The organism is Octadecabacter ascidiaceicola (genome assembly GCF_900185015.1).
Taxonomy (GTDB): Bacteria; Pseudomonadota; Alphaproteobacteria; order Rhodobacterales; family Rhodobacteraceae; genus Octadecabacter; species Octadecabacter ascidiaceicola.
Window position 1 is genome coordinate 127,111 of record NZ_FXYD01000002.1, and the last position, 15,732, is coordinate 142,842.

15 protein-coding genes are annotated in these 15,732 nt (G+C 56.0%); 14 read left to right on the forward strand and 1 reads right to left on the reverse strand.

All coding sequences use genetic code 11. The features are described 5' to 3' along the window. The first annotated feature begins 94 nt into the window (after nt 1-94). The 14 genes from tolQ to OCA8868_RS06030 all read left to right on the forward strand — a co-directional run bounded on the left by tolQ (nt 95) and on the right by OCA8868_RS06030 (nt 14,123). Nucleotides 95-763, forward strand: coding sequence for a protein TolQ (gene tolQ, locus OCA8868_RS05965; protein WP_179214792.1), 669 nt, complete (start codon nt 95-97; stop codon nt 761-763). Then, nucleotides 764-1,243, forward strand: a complete 480-nt coding sequence (locus tag OCA8868_RS05970) for an ExbD/TolR family protein (RefSeq protein WP_093995671.1) — start codon at nt 764-766, stop codon at nt 1,241-1,243. 6 nt (nt 1,244-1,249) lie between these two features. Further along, nucleotides 1,250-2,371 (forward strand): cell envelope integrity protein TolA, encoded by a 1,122-nt coding sequence (gene tolA, locus OCA8868_RS05975; RefSeq protein WP_093995672.1) that lies wholly within the window; start codon nt 1,250-1,252, stop codon nt 2,369-2,371. Beyond that, nucleotides 2,371-2,769, forward strand: a complete 399-nt coding sequence (locus tag OCA8868_RS05980; protein WP_093995673.1) for a hypothetical protein — start codon at nt 2,371-2,373, stop codon at nt 2,767-2,769. The genes tolA and OCA8868_RS05980 overlap by 1 nt, the downstream gene beginning before the upstream one ends. 136 nt (nt 2,770-2,905) lie before the next feature. Further along, on the forward strand, nt 2,906-4,207 hold the full coding sequence (gene tolB / locus OCA8868_RS05985) for a Tol-Pal system beta propeller repeat protein TolB (protein WP_370737992.1): 1,302 nt from the start codon (nt 2,906-2,908) through the stop codon (nt 4,205-4,207). 93 nt (nt 4,208-4,300) lie between these two features. Beyond that, nucleotides 4,301-4,837: a peptidoglycan-associated lipoprotein Pal gene (pal, locus tag OCA8868_RS05990; protein WP_093995675.1), complete on the forward strand. Its 537-nt coding sequence runs from the start codon at nt 4,301-4,303 to the stop codon at nt 4,835-4,837. Nucleotides 4,838-4,856: 19 nt separating this feature from the next. Next, entirely contained in the window at nt 4,857-5,672 is an 816-nt protein-coding gene (ybgF, locus tag OCA8868_RS05995) for a tol-pal system protein YbgF (RefSeq protein ID WP_093995676.1), read from the forward strand. Beyond that, complete coding sequence (gene tilS, locus OCA8868_RS06000) at nt 5,663-6,949, forward strand: tRNA lysidine(34) synthetase TilS (protein ID WP_093995677.1); 1,287 nt, start codon at nt 5,663-5,665, stop codon at nt 6,947-6,949. Before ybgF ends, tilS begins: the two co-directional genes overlap by 10 nt. Nucleotides 6,950-7,035: 86 nt before the next feature. Then, nucleotides 7,036-8,946, forward strand: a complete 1,911-nt coding sequence (gene ftsH / locus OCA8868_RS06005; RefSeq protein WP_093996167.1) for an ATP-dependent zinc metalloprotease FtsH — start codon at nt 7,036-7,038, stop codon at nt 8,944-8,946. A gap of 2 nt (nt 8,947-8,948) precedes the next feature. Continuing rightward, nucleotides 8,949-9,704 (forward strand): methyltransferase domain-containing protein, encoded by a 756-nt coding sequence (locus tag OCA8868_RS06010; RefSeq protein WP_093995678.1) that lies wholly within the window; start codon nt 8,949-8,951, stop codon nt 9,702-9,704. An 89-nt stretch (nt 9,705-9,793) separates the two neighbouring features. Further along, nucleotides 9,794-10,375, forward strand: coding sequence for an MOSC domain-containing protein (locus OCA8868_RS06015; RefSeq protein WP_093995679.1), 582 nt, complete (start codon nt 9,794-9,796; stop codon nt 10,373-10,375). 222 nt (nt 10,376-10,597) lie between these two features. Beyond that, a complete protein-coding gene (locus tag OCA8868_RS06020; protein ID WP_093995680.1) occupies nt 10,598-12,274 on the forward strand; it encodes a formate--tetrahydrofolate ligase in 1,677 nt (558 codons plus the stop codon). A gap of 102 nt (nt 12,275-12,376) precedes the next feature. Continuing rightward, nucleotides 12,377-13,270 carry a bifunctional methylenetetrahydrofolate dehydrogenase/methenyltetrahydrofolate cyclohydrolase FolD gene (gene folD, locus OCA8868_RS06025; protein ID WP_093995681.1) on the forward strand — a complete coding sequence of 298 codons (894 nt, stop codon included), beginning with the start codon at nt 12,377-12,379 and terminating at the stop codon, nt 13,268-13,270. Between the two features lie 100 nt (nt 13,271-13,370). Then, complete coding sequence (locus tag OCA8868_RS06030) at nt 13,371-14,123, forward strand: LytTR family DNA-binding domain-containing protein (protein WP_245848125.1); 753 nt, start codon at nt 13,371-13,373, stop codon at nt 14,121-14,123. A gap of 133 nt (nt 14,124-14,256) precedes the next feature. On the opposite strand, the gene OCA8868_RS06035 is transcribed toward OCA8868_RS06030, so the two are convergent. Beyond that, nucleotides 14,257-15,567, reverse strand: coding sequence for a DUF8689 domain-containing protein (locus OCA8868_RS06035; RefSeq protein ID WP_093995683.1), 1,311 nt, complete (start codon nt 15,565-15,567; stop codon nt 14,257-14,259). Nucleotides 15,568-15,732: the final 165 nt, after the last annotated feature.

The following is a 15,732-nucleotide window of genomic DNA, read 5'->3' on the forward strand; positions in this document are numbered from 1 at the left end:
TTGTGCGCGTTTGGTTGGCAATCCTGTGCAAGCTGCGCTACATCTGGTTTTAATCAGAGGCCGAAAACCGGCCCGATAGAGCAGAGCAGGCGTTATGGAACCAGATTTCACTTTGTGGGGCATGTTTGCCCACGCGACTATTCCCGTACAATTTGTCATGATTATTCTCCTCGTCGCATCCGTGTGGTGCTGGGCGGTGATCGTCGACAAATGGGTGCAATACCGCAAAGCACGCGCCGAAGCGCGGGTGTTTGACGAGGCCTTTTGGTCTGGCAACCCACTGGATGAGCTGTTTGACAAGATTGGCGCGACGCCGAAGGGCCAGTCGGAAAAGATTTTCGCCTCCGGTATGTTGGAATGGCGCCGTTCGCACCGCCAAGACGGTGGGCTGATTGCGGGCGCGACGTCCCGTATTGATCGCAACATGGATGTGGCAATTGCCAAGGAAACCGAAAGCCTGCAACGCGGGCTGACTGTGCTGGCCACGGTTGGGTCGGCGGCTCCGTTCATTGGATTGTTCGGGACTGTCATCGGTATCATGAACGCGTTCATCGAGATTGCTGAACAACAGAACACCAACCTTGCCGTGGTTGCGCCCGGTATTGCCGAAGCGCTGCTTGCCACGGGCCTTGGCCTATTCGCGGCGATCCCAGCAGTTATTTATTACAACAAGCTCAGCAAGGATGCGGACCGCATTGTTAGCGGCTATGAGGCCTTTGCCGATGAATTCGCGACGATCCTTAGCCGTCAGTTGGACAGCTAAATGGGCGCGGGTGTTATGAAACAAGCGGACGGCGGGGGCGGTAGACGCGCGCGCCGTCGGGGTCGCCGCTCAATGCCGATGAGCGAGATCAACGTCACTCCGTTCGTGGACGTTATGTTGGTGTTGTTGATTATCTTTATGGTGGCGGCACCTTTGTCAGTCGTTGGGGTTCCTGTGCAAACGCCAGAAACCGCTGCCAGCGCATTGCCAACGCCGCAAGAAGAGCCATTGACGATTACGCTGAACGCTGAGGGTGGCGTGTTCATTCAGGAGACCGAAGTTGATCGCGCCGAACTGGTTACGCGTTTACGCGGAATTGCTGCGGAGCGTGACAGTGATCAGATTTTCTTGCGCGCTGATGGCGTGAATGCGTGGAACGAAGTGGCGCAGATTATGGGCGCATTGAACGCAGCCGGATTTAACAACATTGGTCTGGTGACAGACATTGGTGGTCCGACGTTGGACGGGCAAGACGGGTAAGCACACATGAGTGTCGGCACCTATCTTTCAGGCACGGGACACGCGGCTTTAGTCGTGTGGATGGTTGTCGGCTGGGGCATGTCCTCGGAGCCGTTGCCGTTTGAGGTGACGGAAGTGTCTGTGGTATCTGGTGAAGATTTCGCGGCGATGACCCAAGGGGTGCAGCCGGATCAGCCGCCGAGCGAACCTGCCGAGATTGAGCCGCCCGTCGTTGAAGATGTCACGCCACCCGCGCCAGAGGTCGAAACACCGCCAGAGGTTGCCGAAACGCCGGTTCCCGTTGAGCCACCTGCACCCGAAACACCGCCAGAGGCACCAGATTTGACGGTGCCGGAAACGGTCGTGACAGACGTAGCGCCTGATGTTCCCGATACACCGCAGATTGTTGCGCCGCCGCCGTCGGCTGAAATTGGCATCAGTACGCGCCCCGTGCCACGCCCTGCGACGCGTGTCGCACCTGAGATTGTTGCACCACCTGAACCGGACGTGACGATTGCGCCCGAGGTGGCGCAAGCACCGACGGAATCGACTGATGCGCCTGTTGAAGAAGTTGTTGAACCTGACGAAGAAACCACAGCACTTGATGTGGCTGCGGATCAGATTGTGACGGAAGCAGAAGAGCCCGCGTTTGCGCCTGAGATTTCATCGCGCCCACAAACGCGGCCAAACCGCCCTGCGCCAGTTGCCGAAACACCGTCTGAGGATGCAATTGATCCGGTTGCCACGGCTTTGGCCGAAGCGGGCGCTGATGAAACAACCACGCCCGAGCCGTCATCCACGTCAACACCGGGTCTGTCTGGTGGGCAATTGTCGGATGGCAATAAATCGGGCTTCCTGCGCCAAGTTGGGAACTGCTGGAACACCGGCAGCCTGTCTACGGGTGCGCAAAACACCATCATCGAGATGTCCTTTGACATGACACCAGATGGCCGCCCCGTGAGCGGATCTGTGGCTCTGGAAGGCTATACCGGCGGCAGCGCGGCGGATGCGCAAACCGCCTTTGATACAGCGCGCCGCGCCTTGCTGCGCTGCACCGGTGACACGGGCTATGATTTGCCGCGTGACCAATACGAGCAATGGCAGCGAATCATTCTGACGGTCGATCCAACCGCAATGAGGCAACGATAATGAGAGTTTTGGCAGCTGTTTTATCAGTCTGGGCTGCGGGCGTTGCTGCGGATCACGGCACCGAGGAGGTCATGGGTGACCCGAATGGCGCTAATATCGCCTGGGCCGAGAACTTTAAGGCGCAGATTGCGTCATGTCTGAATTTGGGTCAGCAAACGAACGGCGGAGTGGCATTTGTGTCCGTCTCGTTTGAAATGACACCGAACGCACGGCCCGCCGAGTATAGTATCCAGCTTTTGAACCCGACGGGCCGCGCGGGCGAGGCCGAAGGGTTTGAGGCCGCACGCCGCGCGATTTTACGCTGTGGGCAGCCAAGTTACGCCTTGCCGCTCGATTTGTTTTCGCAGTGGCGCCACGTTGAGATCAGTTTTCCCTACTTTGTGCCTGTGAGTGAATAATGGTGAGCAAGCCGTTTAGACCGACGTTGCGGTCTGCAGTGATCCGCCGAGCAAAAAACTCCCCGTTGAAAAGAGGGATAATAAAGTGAGTATACGCGCCATGATGACCAAACTTATGACCGCCTTCGCCGCGACGATGATCGCACTTGTTTCACTCGGGACTGTCGTAGCCCCAGCGCAGGCGCAAGAACCGCTGCGCCTGACGTTGCGCGATGGTGTGATTGAGGCGCTTCCTTTTGCATTGCCGAGTTTTGAAGCCGAAGTTGCAGGGTCTGAACAGATGGCGGCCGATATCAGCCGCGTTATTGCGGAAGACTTGAACGGCACGGGTCTGTTCCGGCAAATCCAGAGTTCGGCGTTTATTTCCACGCCAGCCGGTTTCGGTAGCCCGATTGAATTTTCCGACTGGCGTGCGATCAATGCGCAGGCTTTGATTACCGGTGCAGTGGCAGTGAATGGCAGCCAAGTGACGGTAAAGTTCCGTTTGTATGATGTGTTTTCCGGCGCTGAAATGGGTGAGGGGCTGCAGTTTGCAGGGACCACCGATGGCTGGCGTCGCATGTCGCATAAAGTGGCCGATGCCGTGTATTCGCGTATAACCGGTGAGGCCGGGTATTTTGACAGCCGCATTGTTTATGTCGCCGAAACAGGCCCTAAGGATGACCGCGCAAAACGTCTGGCAATCATGGATTACGACGGTGCAAATGTTCAGTATTTGACCGACAGCAGCGCGATTGTGCTGGCGCCGCGGTTCTCCGCGACGGGCGATCGGGTGCTATATACCAGTTACGAAAGCGGATTTCCGCGCATCAACGTGTTGGATGTGGCGACGGTCGGACGTCAGCAATTGACGACGGCGCCGGGTGACATGGCGTTTTCGCCGCGCTTTAGCCTTGATGGGCGTCAGGTGATTTACAGCCTGATCAATGGCGGTAACACAGACATCTACCGCACGGATTTGGCAACGGGGCAGAATACCCGTTTGACCAACACGCCTGCAATCGAAACTGCACCAAGCTTTAGCCCTGATGGAAGCCAGATCGTGTTTGAAAGCGACCGATCCGGCACGCAGCAGTTGTATGTGATGAGCGCTAACGGGGGCGAGCCGCAGCGAATTTCCTTTGGAAATGGGCGTTATGGCACGCCTGTCTGGTCGCCGCGCGGTGATTTGATCGCTTTTACCAAGCAAGAAGCGGGCCGTTTCCATATTGGCGTGATGCGTACGGATGGCACCGAAGAACGCCTGCTGACGTCGTCCTTCCTTGATGAAGGTCCGACATGGGCGCCGAACGGTCGCGTCATCATGTTTGGCCGTGAAACCCAAGGGGCGGACGGCACAACGGCGCTATATTCTGTGGATATCACGGGCCGCAACCTGCGCCGCGTTAGCACGCCGCAAGGCGGGTCTGACCCGTCTTGGGGGCCTTTGCAGCGGTAATAGATGCGTTATCACGCATTCGCGATTCTCAATTGTGAAAAGCCGTGTTAAAGTCGGCGTAACGAGCAAACAAAAATATAACGGGACAGACCCATGAAACATTTTATCAAAGCCGCACTGGTGATTGGCGCCTTGACGCTAAGCGCCTGTACAAACGCTGACAGATTTGACAACGCCGATGCGGTTGATCTGAGCGCGCAGAACGCCTTGAACACGCCGACCACGATTGACCAAACTGGTCTTGGCGGCGCAAACGACCCATCCAGCCCGCAGTTCTTTAGTCAGACAATTGGCGATCGTGTGTTGTTTGAAGTTGATACATCCACGCTGACAGCGGCTGGCCGCGCGACGTTGGACGGGCAGGCCGGATGGCTGGCGACAAATTCTGATTATCTAGCGGTCATTGAAGGCCACGCAGATGAGCAAGGCACACGTGAATATAACCTCGCGTTGGGCGCACGCCGCGCCAATGCCGTGCGTGAGTACCTGATTTCCAAAGGGCTGGCCGCAAGCCGCATTCGCACCGTATCTTACGGCAAAGAACGCCCGCTTGAGGTTTGTTCCGCCGAAAGCTGTTATGCGCAAAACCGCCGCGCTGTGACCATCATTTCTATTGGTCAGAACAGCTAAGTTCTTTCTGGGGGAAGACATGTTTCGAACGATTGCACTAATTATGGCGATAGCCGTCCCTGCAGGGGCGGCTTTTGCGCAAGATCAAACGCTTGCCGATATCCGCACAGAGCTAACGACTCTGTATTCCGATGTGACAGCATTGCGAAACGAGCTGGTTGCATCAGGTCAAGCAGGGCAAGGCGCGACAGGGTCGACGCCTCTGGATCGTTTGAATTCTATCGAAGCAGAATTGACCCGCCTGACGTCTAAGACAGAAGAGCTGGAATTCCGTATCACACGGATCACGCGCGATGGCACCAACCGCATTGGCGATCTTGAATTCCGCCTGTGCGAACTTGAAGCGGGCTGCGATATTGGCACCCTTGGCGACACGCCGTCCCTTGGCGGTGTTGATGTTGAACCCGTCGCCCCCGCGGTTGAGACGGTTCCGAATTCCGGCCCGTCCCTTGCAATTGGCGAGCAAGAAGATTTCACGCGGGCGCAGGAGGCGCTCGCCTCTGGTGACTTTCGCAGCGCCGCTGACCTCCTTGCGACCTTCAATGAGAGCTATCCGGGCAGCCCAGTAGCCGCAGACGCGCATTTTCTGCGCGGCCAGGCGTTTGAGCAGTTGGGGGAGACAACCAATGCCGCGCGCGCTTATTTGGCGGCGTTTAGCGGTAACCCTGAAGGGTCGATTGCGCCTGCCGCATTGACCAAACTCGGCAAATCATTGGCGGCCTTGGGCCAACAACAGGACGCCTGCGTCACCTTGGGCGAAGTCGCAACGCGCTTCCCCGGAACGCCGGAAGTTGGCGAGGCCGCAAATGCGATGGCGACGCTCGGGTGCGGCTGACCGTCGAGCAGCTCAAGACCTTTGGGCCTGATTACCATTTGATCCACTTCGTCAGCACCGCGTTCTTCATGGATGAACCTGACCGGATCGGAGTCGCGGTTTCGGGCGGCGGAGATTCCATGGCGTTGCTTCATGCGGCTATAAGTTGTGCCGCGCTGTCAGGTACAAAGATTGAGGCCGTTACTGTAGATCATGGATTGCGTTCGGAGGCTGCCGATGAGGCAGAGGGGGTGGCGCACTACTGTGAACAAGAAGGCATTCCCCATACGATCCTGAAATGGGATGGCCTTGCTGCAAAGGGGAATATCGCTGCTGCCGCCCGTGAAGCGCGCTTCAGGCTGATGGCCGATTGGGCCAAGGAACGCGACATTGGTGGCATTCTTTTGGGTCATACGGCAAATGACATTGCGGAAACATTCCTAATGCGCCTTGCCCGCAAGGCGGGTGTTGATGGTCTGGCCGCCATGGATGTCCGGTTCAACCGGCATGGTATCGTTTGGGCGCGACCATTCTGGCAGCAGACGCGTGACAGATTGCGAGACTATCTGCGCCGTCACGGTGTGGCCTGGGTTGAGGACCCGACTAATGTTGACGAGAATCATGACCGTCCGCGAATGCGCAGAATCCTGTCCTTGCTGGAAGATGAGGGCATCGGTGTCGAAGAGATTAAGTCGACTGCGCACCGATTGAAGATGGCGCGAACGGCGTTGGAAGACACTACCGCCGAAGCTGCTAAACTCCTTGTGACCTCAGATTGTTGCGACCTGATCGTGACGCGGAACGCCGATCCTCCGGTCGCCGGTGAAATTGAACGCAGGCTGCTCAACGCTGCCCTGCGGTATGTCTCTGGAACAGGTTATCCGCCCCGCGAGAAGGCGTACAACGGTATGCTCCGGGCGCTGATTGAACAAGACACCTACACCGTGGCTGGATGTCTTGTCACGATCGAGAGACCCGAAGGCATAGTGAACCAGAAGGTGCGCGTTGCGCGTGAATTCAACGCGGTGAAGGATCTGGTCGGACCGTCAGATGTGACTTGGGACAACCGCTGGGCCATAGACGGCCCGCATGCGCCCAACCTGACCATCCGCGCTCTTGGAGAATCTCTCAAGGACGTTCCCGATTGGCGCGACGTGGGCTTGCCGCGGGCCTCGCTTATGGCCTCACCAGCGGTGTTTGACGGTGAAACGCTCATTTCGGCGCCAATTGCGGGGCTACAAAACGGATTTAGCGCGCGCATTGTCGCGGATTTCCAGTCTTTCTTGCTTTCCCGTTGAACTCGGCTTTTTAGGCTCTATCTTATGGACGTGGTAACCAAACCGTGGTTTGTGCACCAAATGATTTTCTAAAGGAGTGTCGCGCTTTGGGCAATGCACGCAATCTGGCCTTCTGGGTCGTTCTTTTCGTTCTTGTTATTTCGCTGTTCAACCTGTTCGGACAAGGGCAGAGCGCAACGGCCAACAACGAGAAGATGTATTCCGAGTTTGTGCAAGCTGTTGAGGCAGGCGCGGTTGCGGAAGCCAATATCGACGGCGAGACGATCCGGTATCGCGGGTCAGACAACCGCACCTATTTCGCGATCCTGCCGGAAGACGCCGAAGTGACGAACCTGTTGATCGCAAACGGTGTTCCACTGACTGCTGAATCCCAAGAGCAGTCGGGCCTGACGACATTCCTTGTCGGCCTATTGCCATTCCTGCTGCTGATCGGTGTGTGGATTTACTTCATGAACCGCATGCAAGGCGGCGGTAAAGGTGGCGCGATGGGCTTTGGCAAATCCAAAGCCAAGATGCTGACCGAAAAAGAAGGCCGTGTGACGTTTGACGATGTTGCGGGCATTGATGAAGCCAAGGAAGAGCTGGAAGAGATCGTAGAATTCCTGCGCAACCCACAGAAGTTCAGCCGCCTTGGTGGTAAAATTCCAAAGGGTGCGCTGCTTGTTGGCCCTCCGGGTACGGGTAAGACGCTGCTGGCACGCGCGATTGCGGGTGAAGCGGGTGTTCCGTTCTTCACGATTTCCGGTTCCGACTTTGTTGAAATGTTCGTTGGTGTGGGTGCATCCCGTGTGCGCGACATGTTCGAGCAGGCCAAAAAGAACGCGCCGTGCATTATCTTCATCGACGAAATCGACGCTGTGGGCCGTGCCCGTGGTGTTGGCATGGGCGGCGGCAACGACGAACGTGAGCAAACATTGAACCAATTGCTGGTTGAGATGGACGGTTTTGAATCCAACGAAGGCGTGATCATTCTGGCCGCGACCAACCGTAAAGACGTGTTGGACCCAGCGTTGCTGCGCCCGGGTCGTTTTGACCGCAACGTCACTGTTGGCAACCCAGACATCAAAGGCCGCGAAAAGATCCTCGGCGTGCATGCGCGTAAGGTGCCACTTGGCCCTGACGTCGATCTGCGCATCATTGCACGTGGCTCCCCTGGGTTTTCCGGTGCGGACCTTGCGAACCTTGTGAACGAGGCTGCGTTGACGGCGGCGCGTGTTGGGCGACGGTTTGTGGCGATGGCCGATTTCGAGGCCGCGAAAGACAAGATCATGATGGGGGCCGAGCGCCGTTCTATGATCATGACGGACGCGCAGAAAGAAATGACCGCCTATCACGAAGCGGGCCACGCGGTTGTCGGTATTACGCTTCCGAAGTGTGACCCCGTCTATAAGGCGACGATCATTCCACGTGGTGGTGCATTGGGCATGGTGATGAGCCTGCCGGAAATGGACCGTCTGAACATGTTCCGCGACGAGTGCCACCAGCGCCTTGCGATGACGATGGCGGGTAAGGCTGCTGAAGTTATCAAGTACGGCGAAGACCAAGTGTCCAACGGCCCAGCCGGTGACATCCAGCAGGCCAGCCAGCTGGCGCGTGCGATGATCATGCGTTGGGGTATGTCCGATAAGGTCGGCAACATTGACTACGCTGAGGCCCATGAAGGCTATCAGGGTAATACCGCTGGCTTCTCGGTTTCGGCTGACACCAAAGGGATCATCGAAGACGAAGTTAAGGCGTTTATCGACCAAGGCTTCCAAAAGGCGATGGAAATCTTGACCGAGAAAAAGGACGAGTTCGAACGGCTTGCCCAAGGTCTGTTGGAATACGAAACGCTGACAGGTGCCGAGATTAAGCGCGTCATGGCGGGTGAGACCCTGAACCGTGATGACGAAGACGACGGGTTGGACATTCCACCGACGTCCGGCAGCTCGGTCACGGCGGTACCAAAGACCAAGCCACGCAAGCCAAAGGGCGATCTAAATCCGGAAACCACTTAAAATTGGTAACGGAGCGCAATAACGACTGGGACCCCGAGAGCTACGCCCGCTTTCGGGGTCTTCGTTTGCGCCCTGCCTTGGATCTGCTGGCACAGATCGGGGCGTTGCCCGACGGGGATGTCGTTGATCTTGGATGTGGGAATGGGGCCGTTGGGCCAGCGCTGCGACAATGTTTTGGATCGCGAAAGCTGATTGGTGTTGATACGTCAGAGGCAATGCTGGCGAAGGCGGAAGGGTATGACGCTCTTTTGCAGGCAGATGTAGCGACATGGACGCCAGACACGCCGCCGGCGTTGATCTTTTCCAATGCGTGTTTGAATTGGCTGCCGGATCATCCGGCGTTAATCGCGCGACTGGTTGGGCTGTTGCCATCAGGGGGCGTTCTGGCCGTGCAAATGCCGCGACAGTATGCAGCGCCAAGCCATGCCTTGATACGCGAAGTGGCAGGGGAGAGTGATTTCACGGCCCCCGTGGCCGAGCCACAGGTTTACATGCGCCTGCTGCAGGGCGCAGGAGAGGCCAATGTTTGGGAAAGTGAATACCTGCAATCACTGCCAGCCGTTGATGAGGGGCACCCCGTGCGCCATTTCACGCAAAGCACGGTGATGCGTCCCTATGTCGAAAATCTAACACAGAACGCCGAGGCTGCGTTTCTTGCCGCGTATGACGAGGCCTTGGACGTTGCTTATCCAAAGGAACGTGATGGCAGCGTGTTGTTTGCTTTTAATCGGTTGTTTTTCGTCCTGCGCAAAAGCTGACATATCCGATCCCGTGAAGCTTCACGTCACAAGAATTGTGTTGAGGGTGGCGCGTTCCTGCGTCAGTTTCCCCAACAAAGGAGACCGCCATGCCTGCACTGAAGCCCACTCATTACACTGCTGAAATCGTCTGGCTGGGATCGGTTATGACCGATGATCGAAATGAGCTGCTGTCGCCGGAACGCGCAATGCTCGATCTGACATTTGGTGGGGTGGCCGGCGCGTTTCACGCGGGGCTTACACGGGAATCTTGTAGCCGCGTGAAGTCACAATACCCTAAGGGCACGCAGATCAAGAACGAACGCCAGTTAAGCATTGTAAGCCAAGAAGAGATCGATCTGATTGCCGCAGAGTTGGGCGTTGAAACGCTGGACCCGCGGCGGCTTGGTGCGACAATGGTGGTGAAAGGCATTCCCGATTTCACGCATATTCCGCCGTCCTCGCGTTTGCAGGCGCCAAGCGGGGCCACCTTGACGGTCGATATGGAAAACCGTCCCTGTCAGTTTCCTGCGAAATCATTGGTCGTGGATCACGGCGATGCGGCCAAGGCGTTCAAGCCAGCCGCCAAGAACCTGCGCGGTGTTTGTGCGTGGGTTGCAGCGGAAGGGCGCATGGCGGTTGGCGACACGTTGACGTTGCACATACCGGACCAGCCTGCTTGGGCGCCATAAGCAGCGAGCGGTTTCGACAATCGTTGTCGTGAAAAAAAGTCAAAAAATTTCACGACAGCAATTGTCGGATCGAAAAAATTCATTGATACATTTGAGTGTGACGGTTTCACCGACGATTCTGGCGGTGAAAATGTCGCAATCGCGGCCTGAGTTCCGACAGGGCCGTGATTAGTGTGGACCACAATTGATTCAGTCGCAGCCGCGCCTAACTTGGAGAAGACAATGGGTTACAAAACCGACATCGAGATCGCACGCGAAGCGAACAAGAAACCGATCCAGGAGATTGGCGCGAAACTGGGCATCAGCAGCGATGACCTGCTGCCTTATGGCCACGACAAAGCAAAGGTGAGCCAAGCGTTCATCAATGGCGTTCAGAAAAATAAGAACGGCAAGCTAATTCTGGTGACAGCAATCAACCCGACACCTGCGGGTGAAGGTAAGACAACAACAACCGTTGGCTTGGGTGACGGTCTGAACCGCATCGGCAAGAAGGCCGCTGTTTGTATCCGCGAAGCATCCCTTGGGCCGAACTTCGGCATGAAGGGCGGCGCTGCGGGTGGTGGCTACGCTCAGGTCGTTCCGATGGAAGACATGAACCTGCACTTTACAGGTGATTTCCACGCGATCACATCAGCGCACAGCCTGCTGTCTGCGATGATCGACAACCATATTTACTGGGGTAACGAGCTAGAAATCGACGTGCGCCGCGTTGTGTGGCGCCGTGTCGTTGACATGAACGACCGCGCGTTGCGCCAGATCACGGCGTCCCTTGGTGGTGTGGCCAACGGCTTCCCACGCGAAGCTGGGTTTGACATTACAGTGGCGTCCGAAGTTATGGCGATCCTGTGCTTGGCCAAGGACCTGAAAGACCTTGAAAAGCGACTTGGCGACATGATCGTGGCGTATCGTCGTGACCGCTCACCTGTATTTGCGCGCGACATTAAAGCAGACGGTGCGATGACTGTTCTGCTGAAAGACGCGATGCAGCCGAACCTTGTGCAGACATTGGAAAACAACCCTGCGTTCGTTCACGGCGGCCCGTTTGCGAACATCGCGCACGGTTGTAACTCTGTTATTGCGACGACGACGGCGTTGAAGATTGCGGACTACGTTGTGACAGAAGCCGGTTTCGGTGCTGACTTGGGCGCTGAGAAATTCCTGAACATCAAGTGCCGCAAAGCGGGCCTGAGCCCTGATTGTGTGGTTCTGGTTGCGACCGTGCGCGCGATGAAGATGAACGGTGGTGTTGCCAAGGCTGACCTTGGCGCGGAAAACGTGGATGCGGTGAATGAAGGCTGTGCAAACCTTGGCCGCCACATTGGCAACCTGAAGTCCTTTGGCGTTCCGGTGGTTGTTGCGATCAACCACTTCGTCACAGATACCGACGCAGAAGTGCAAGCGGTTAAGGATTATGTGGAAACACAAGGGTCCGAAGCCATCTTGTCCCAGCACTGGGAGCACGGTTCCAAAGGTTCCGAAGAGTTGGCGACCCGCGTGGCAGAAATTGCTGACAGTGGCGTCAGCCAGTTTGCACCACTTTACCGTGACGAAATGCCTTTGGCGGAAAAGATCCAGACGATTGCAAAGCGTATCTACCGCGCTGATGAAGCACTGATGGATCAGAAGATCCGCGATCAGCTGAAGCTGTGGGAAGATCAAGGCTATGGCAGCCTGCCGGTTTGTATGGCGAAAACGCAGTATTCGTTCTCGACTGATCCGACATTGCGCGGTGCGCCAACAGGCCATTCTGTCCCAGTGCGTGAGGTGCGTTTGTCTGCCGGTGCAGGGTTCGTTGTGGTGGTGTGTGGTGAGATCATGACCATGCCAGGCCTGCCGCGGGTACCGTCCGCTGAAAACATTCATTTGAATGAAGATGGACAAATCGAAGGCTTGTTCTAAGTACACGGGGAGGGCGCCGCTATTTGGCATTCGCCAAAGGCGCCCCGCCCACCCTCCCGTTTCGGGAATTGGAATTTAAGATCAGAGTTTGGGGATTAAGCGATGACAGCGACAGTGATTGACGGGAAAGCCTTTGCGGCCAAGGTGCGCGGCCAAGTGGCTGAGCATGTGGCGAAGCTAAAGGAAGAGCACGGCATCACGCCTGGTCTTGCTGTTGTGCTGGTCGGCGAAGACCCCGCGAGCCAAGTCTATGTCAAATCCAAGGGTAAAATGACGGTCGAAGTCGGCATGAAGTCGGTTGAGCATCGTATGGATGAAAATGTGTCCGAAGCTGAGTTGCTGGCGATGGTGCAAAAGCTGAATGACGACCCGACGATCCACGGTATTCTTGTGCAGCTTCCGCTTCCGGGGCACCTCAACAGTGATTTGGTGATCAATTCTATCGATCCAGCGAAGGATGTTGACGGGTTCCATATTTCGAATGTGGGGCTTTTGGGGACGGGGCAGAAGTCGATGGTGCCGTGTACACCGCTCGGGTCATTGATGATGTTGCGCGACCATCATGGCAGCCTGTCTGGGTTGAATGCTGTGGTTATCGGGCGGTCAAACATTGTTGGTAAGCCGATGGCGCAGCTTTTGCTGGGTGATAGCTGCACTGTGACGATTGCGCATTCGCGCACCAAGGATTTGCCGAGCGTTGTGCGTCAGGCTGATATTGTTGTGGCGGCCGTTGGTCGGCCTCAGATGGTTCTTGGGGATTGGATCAAGCCCGGGGCGACGGTGATCGACGTAGGTATCAACCGGATCGACAAGCCGGAAGGCGGAACACGTCTTGTAGGGGATGCGGATTATGACAGCTGTGCGGCCGTTGCAGGGGCTATTACGCCTGTACCGGGTGGCGTAGGCCCCATGACGATTGCGTGCCTTTTGGCGAACACCTTGACCGCCTGTTGCCGTGCAAACGGACTGACCGAACCTGAAGGCTTGACGGCCTAACCCATCTTTCTACATTCTTTTCAAAAGCGTAAGTAAGAACGGATGCGAGAGCATTGATTCTTGTGTGTGGGTTGAGTGGAAGGTGGGTGTTTTGAAGGACGTGATTGAGGGCATCAATGCCATCAGAAAAGAAGTCGTGACACGGGTTCATCTCGTCGTCTGGGTTGCGACGACGTTTATTGTTTCAATTGCTGGGCCATTTGGCACTTATGAAGAGCTGACATTGCCAATACGCATCTCGTATTGGGGCGGTGTCATCCTACTTTCGATGGTACTTGCGTTGTTTTTGCGTGTTCTTTGGCGCATCGTCATCAAAGGAGATCCGGCCTGGTTGGAAGATCTAATGGTGATTAGCTCGCTTGCGATCATCTTCGGCCCAATGGTGGCGACCCTAAATTCCACCTTTTGGCCGACCGAAACTGACCTTGTTGGGTGGGCGGCCATCAGTGTGGTGACATTTGCAATCGGTGTCGTGACCGTTGGATCGCGAAGATTGATCCAACGAGATGTCGCAAATATGGATAAATCGCGACGTGACCGCTTATTGGACCGGGTTGAGGCGCCATCTGGGGCGAGGTTGGCGCGGGTATACTCAGATAATCATCACATTCGCGTTATCACTTCGGATGGGTCCGAGCACCGATTGCTGATGAGACTGCGCGATGCGGTGGCTGAAATCGACGTAGAACCGGGGCTCTGTGTTCACCGGTCGCACTGGGTTGCCACGGCATCAATTGTCGGAGTTAAGCAAGCCGAGGGGAGGGAGGTTGTTGAATTGCCTTGTGGCACGACAGTTCCAATTGGCCCCAAGTATCGCCCTAATCTTATCAAAGCAGGAATGCTAACCGCTTGAGGCATACCGCCTACGGAACGAGAGACGCAACTCGCCCCGTTAAAATGGCGAGCGCGTTTGGGCACATTCCGCCAAAACGGGCCTCTAACAGAGTAAGTCGCCGCCTCCCGCGTTAACGAGGGAGGCGAAAGTCCTAGTGGACGATCTTACTCTCCTTAACGAACATGTTCGCCCAAGCACGATCAATCAGATCAGGGGTCATCTGGTAAGGAATACCTTCAAATTCACAGATCGAGATCATCTGATCAATCAGGAAGATCGGCTGATAGTTCGCGTAGATATTATCAATCGTTGGATATTTCTTCTGCAAAAGATGCACCAAGGCCTTTTCATCCAACGGCATTTTCTTTTTGCGGGCCATCATCGCGAAAATCTTTAAGAACCCTTCTTGGTCGGGGCCGTCGATCTTGATTTTAAAGAAGATACGACGCAGGGCCGCTTTATCGAAAATCTCGTTCGGGTGGAAGTTGGTGGAAAAGATCACGAGCGTATCGAACGGAACTTCGAACTTTTCACCGGATTGCAGCGCCAGAATATCGCGGTTTTCTTCCAGTGGAACAATCCAACGGTTCACGATGGCCTGTGGCGGTTCGGCTTGGCGTCCAAGGTCATCGATGATGAAGATGCCGCCGGAGGATTTCAGCTGCAACGGTGCCTGATAGGTCCGCGCAGTTGGGTTGTAGACAAGGTCCAACATGGATGTGGTTAATTCACCACCGGTCACAACAGTCGGGCGTTCGCATTTCACGTAGCGGGTGTCATAGCGGCCAGATGTACGACGCAGTGAATTCGGATCGTCTACGTCTTCTTCGGCGGCGGAATGCACGATCGGGTCATAAACGGTGATAACCTGACCGGAGTATTCAATGGCGCGCGGGATATAGATCTTGTCGCCAAGGGCGTCGCGAATACCGTTTGAAATCGCGGACTTACCGTTACCCGGAGGGCCGTACATCAGGATAGAGCGACCCGCACCAACGGCTGGTCCAAGCTGGTCCAGCAGGTCAGGTGGCAAAATTAAGTGGCCCATCGCGTTGATCAGCTGGTCACGGGTGACTTGGATGTTGCGGATCGATTGGCGTTGAACCTGCTCGCGGTAGACTTCAAGCGGCACGGGCATTGAGCCGAAATATTCGGATTGCGCCAATGCGTCCAGCGCACGTGCTTTGCCCGCATCGGTCAGCTGGTAGCCCATTTCGTTACCGTTATTGGCGTTCAGCGTACCTGTGGCTTCGCACATGTTTTGCTCGCGGATGCCATCGACCAATTGCTGGGTCACGTTGATGGGCAAGCAGATGACCTTTGCAATTGCACTGACGTTTTCAAGGTTGGTGCGAAACATCGTTTTGATCAGGATGTCGCGCATCATCACTGGTGAAAGCGACATTCCTTCAAGGGTCTTGGGTGCTGGCGGCGCCATGACGTTTGAGGTTTGCATATTCATGTCTGTCTGCCCGTAATTTATGCCCCGATTGATGAGGGGCGCGTTGTTTCTGTGGCCTTTTCGCCCCTTTACGCAGCAAGACAGCCGCACAAAGGGAAAGGTTTGCAATGACGGTGTGCCTGACTATTGTGTCGAAAAAAGGGACAAAACCGTTCCAGAGGCAGG

Excerpts from the sequence above, each read along its gene's own strand:
- tolQ (WP_179214792.1), top strand. The coding sequence starts at position 95 with ATGGAACCAGATTTCACTTTGTGGGGCATGTTTGCCCACGCGACTATT.
- OCA8868_RS05970 (WP_093995671.1), top strand. The coding sequence starts at position 764 with ATGGGCGCGGGTGTTATGAAACAAGCGGACGGCGGGGGCGGTAGACGC.
- tolA (WP_093995672.1), top strand. The coding sequence starts at position 1,250 with ATGAGTGTCGGCACCTATCTTTCAGGCACGGGACACGCGGCTTTAGTC.
- OCA8868_RS05980 (WP_093995673.1), top strand. The coding sequence starts at position 2,371 with ATGAGAGTTTTGGCAGCTGTTTTATCAGTCTGGGCTGCGGGCGTTGCT.
- tolB (WP_370737992.1), top strand. The coding sequence starts at position 2,906 with ATGATCGCACTTGTTTCACTCGGGACTGTCGTAGCCCCAGCGCAGGCG.
- pal (WP_093995675.1), top strand. The coding sequence starts at position 4,301 with ATGAAACATTTTATCAAAGCCGCACTGGTGATTGGCGCCTTGACGCTA.
- ybgF (WP_093995676.1), top strand. The coding sequence starts at position 4,857 with ATGTTTCGAACGATTGCACTAATTATGGCGATAGCCGTCCCTGCAGGG.
- OCA8868_RS06015 (WP_093995679.1), top strand. The coding sequence starts at position 9,794 with ATGCCTGCACTGAAGCCCACTCATTACACTGCTGAAATCGTCTGGCTG.
- OCA8868_RS06020 (WP_093995680.1), top strand. The coding sequence starts at position 10,598 with ATGGGTTACAAAACCGACATCGAGATCGCACGCGAAGCGAACAAGAAA.
- folD (WP_093995681.1), top strand. The coding sequence starts at position 12,377 with ATGACAGCGACAGTGATTGACGGGAAAGCCTTTGCGGCCAAGGTGCGC.
- OCA8868_RS06035 (WP_093995683.1), bottom strand. The coding sequence starts at position 15,567 with ATGAATATGCAAACCTCAAACGTCATGGCGCCGCCAGCACCCAAGACC.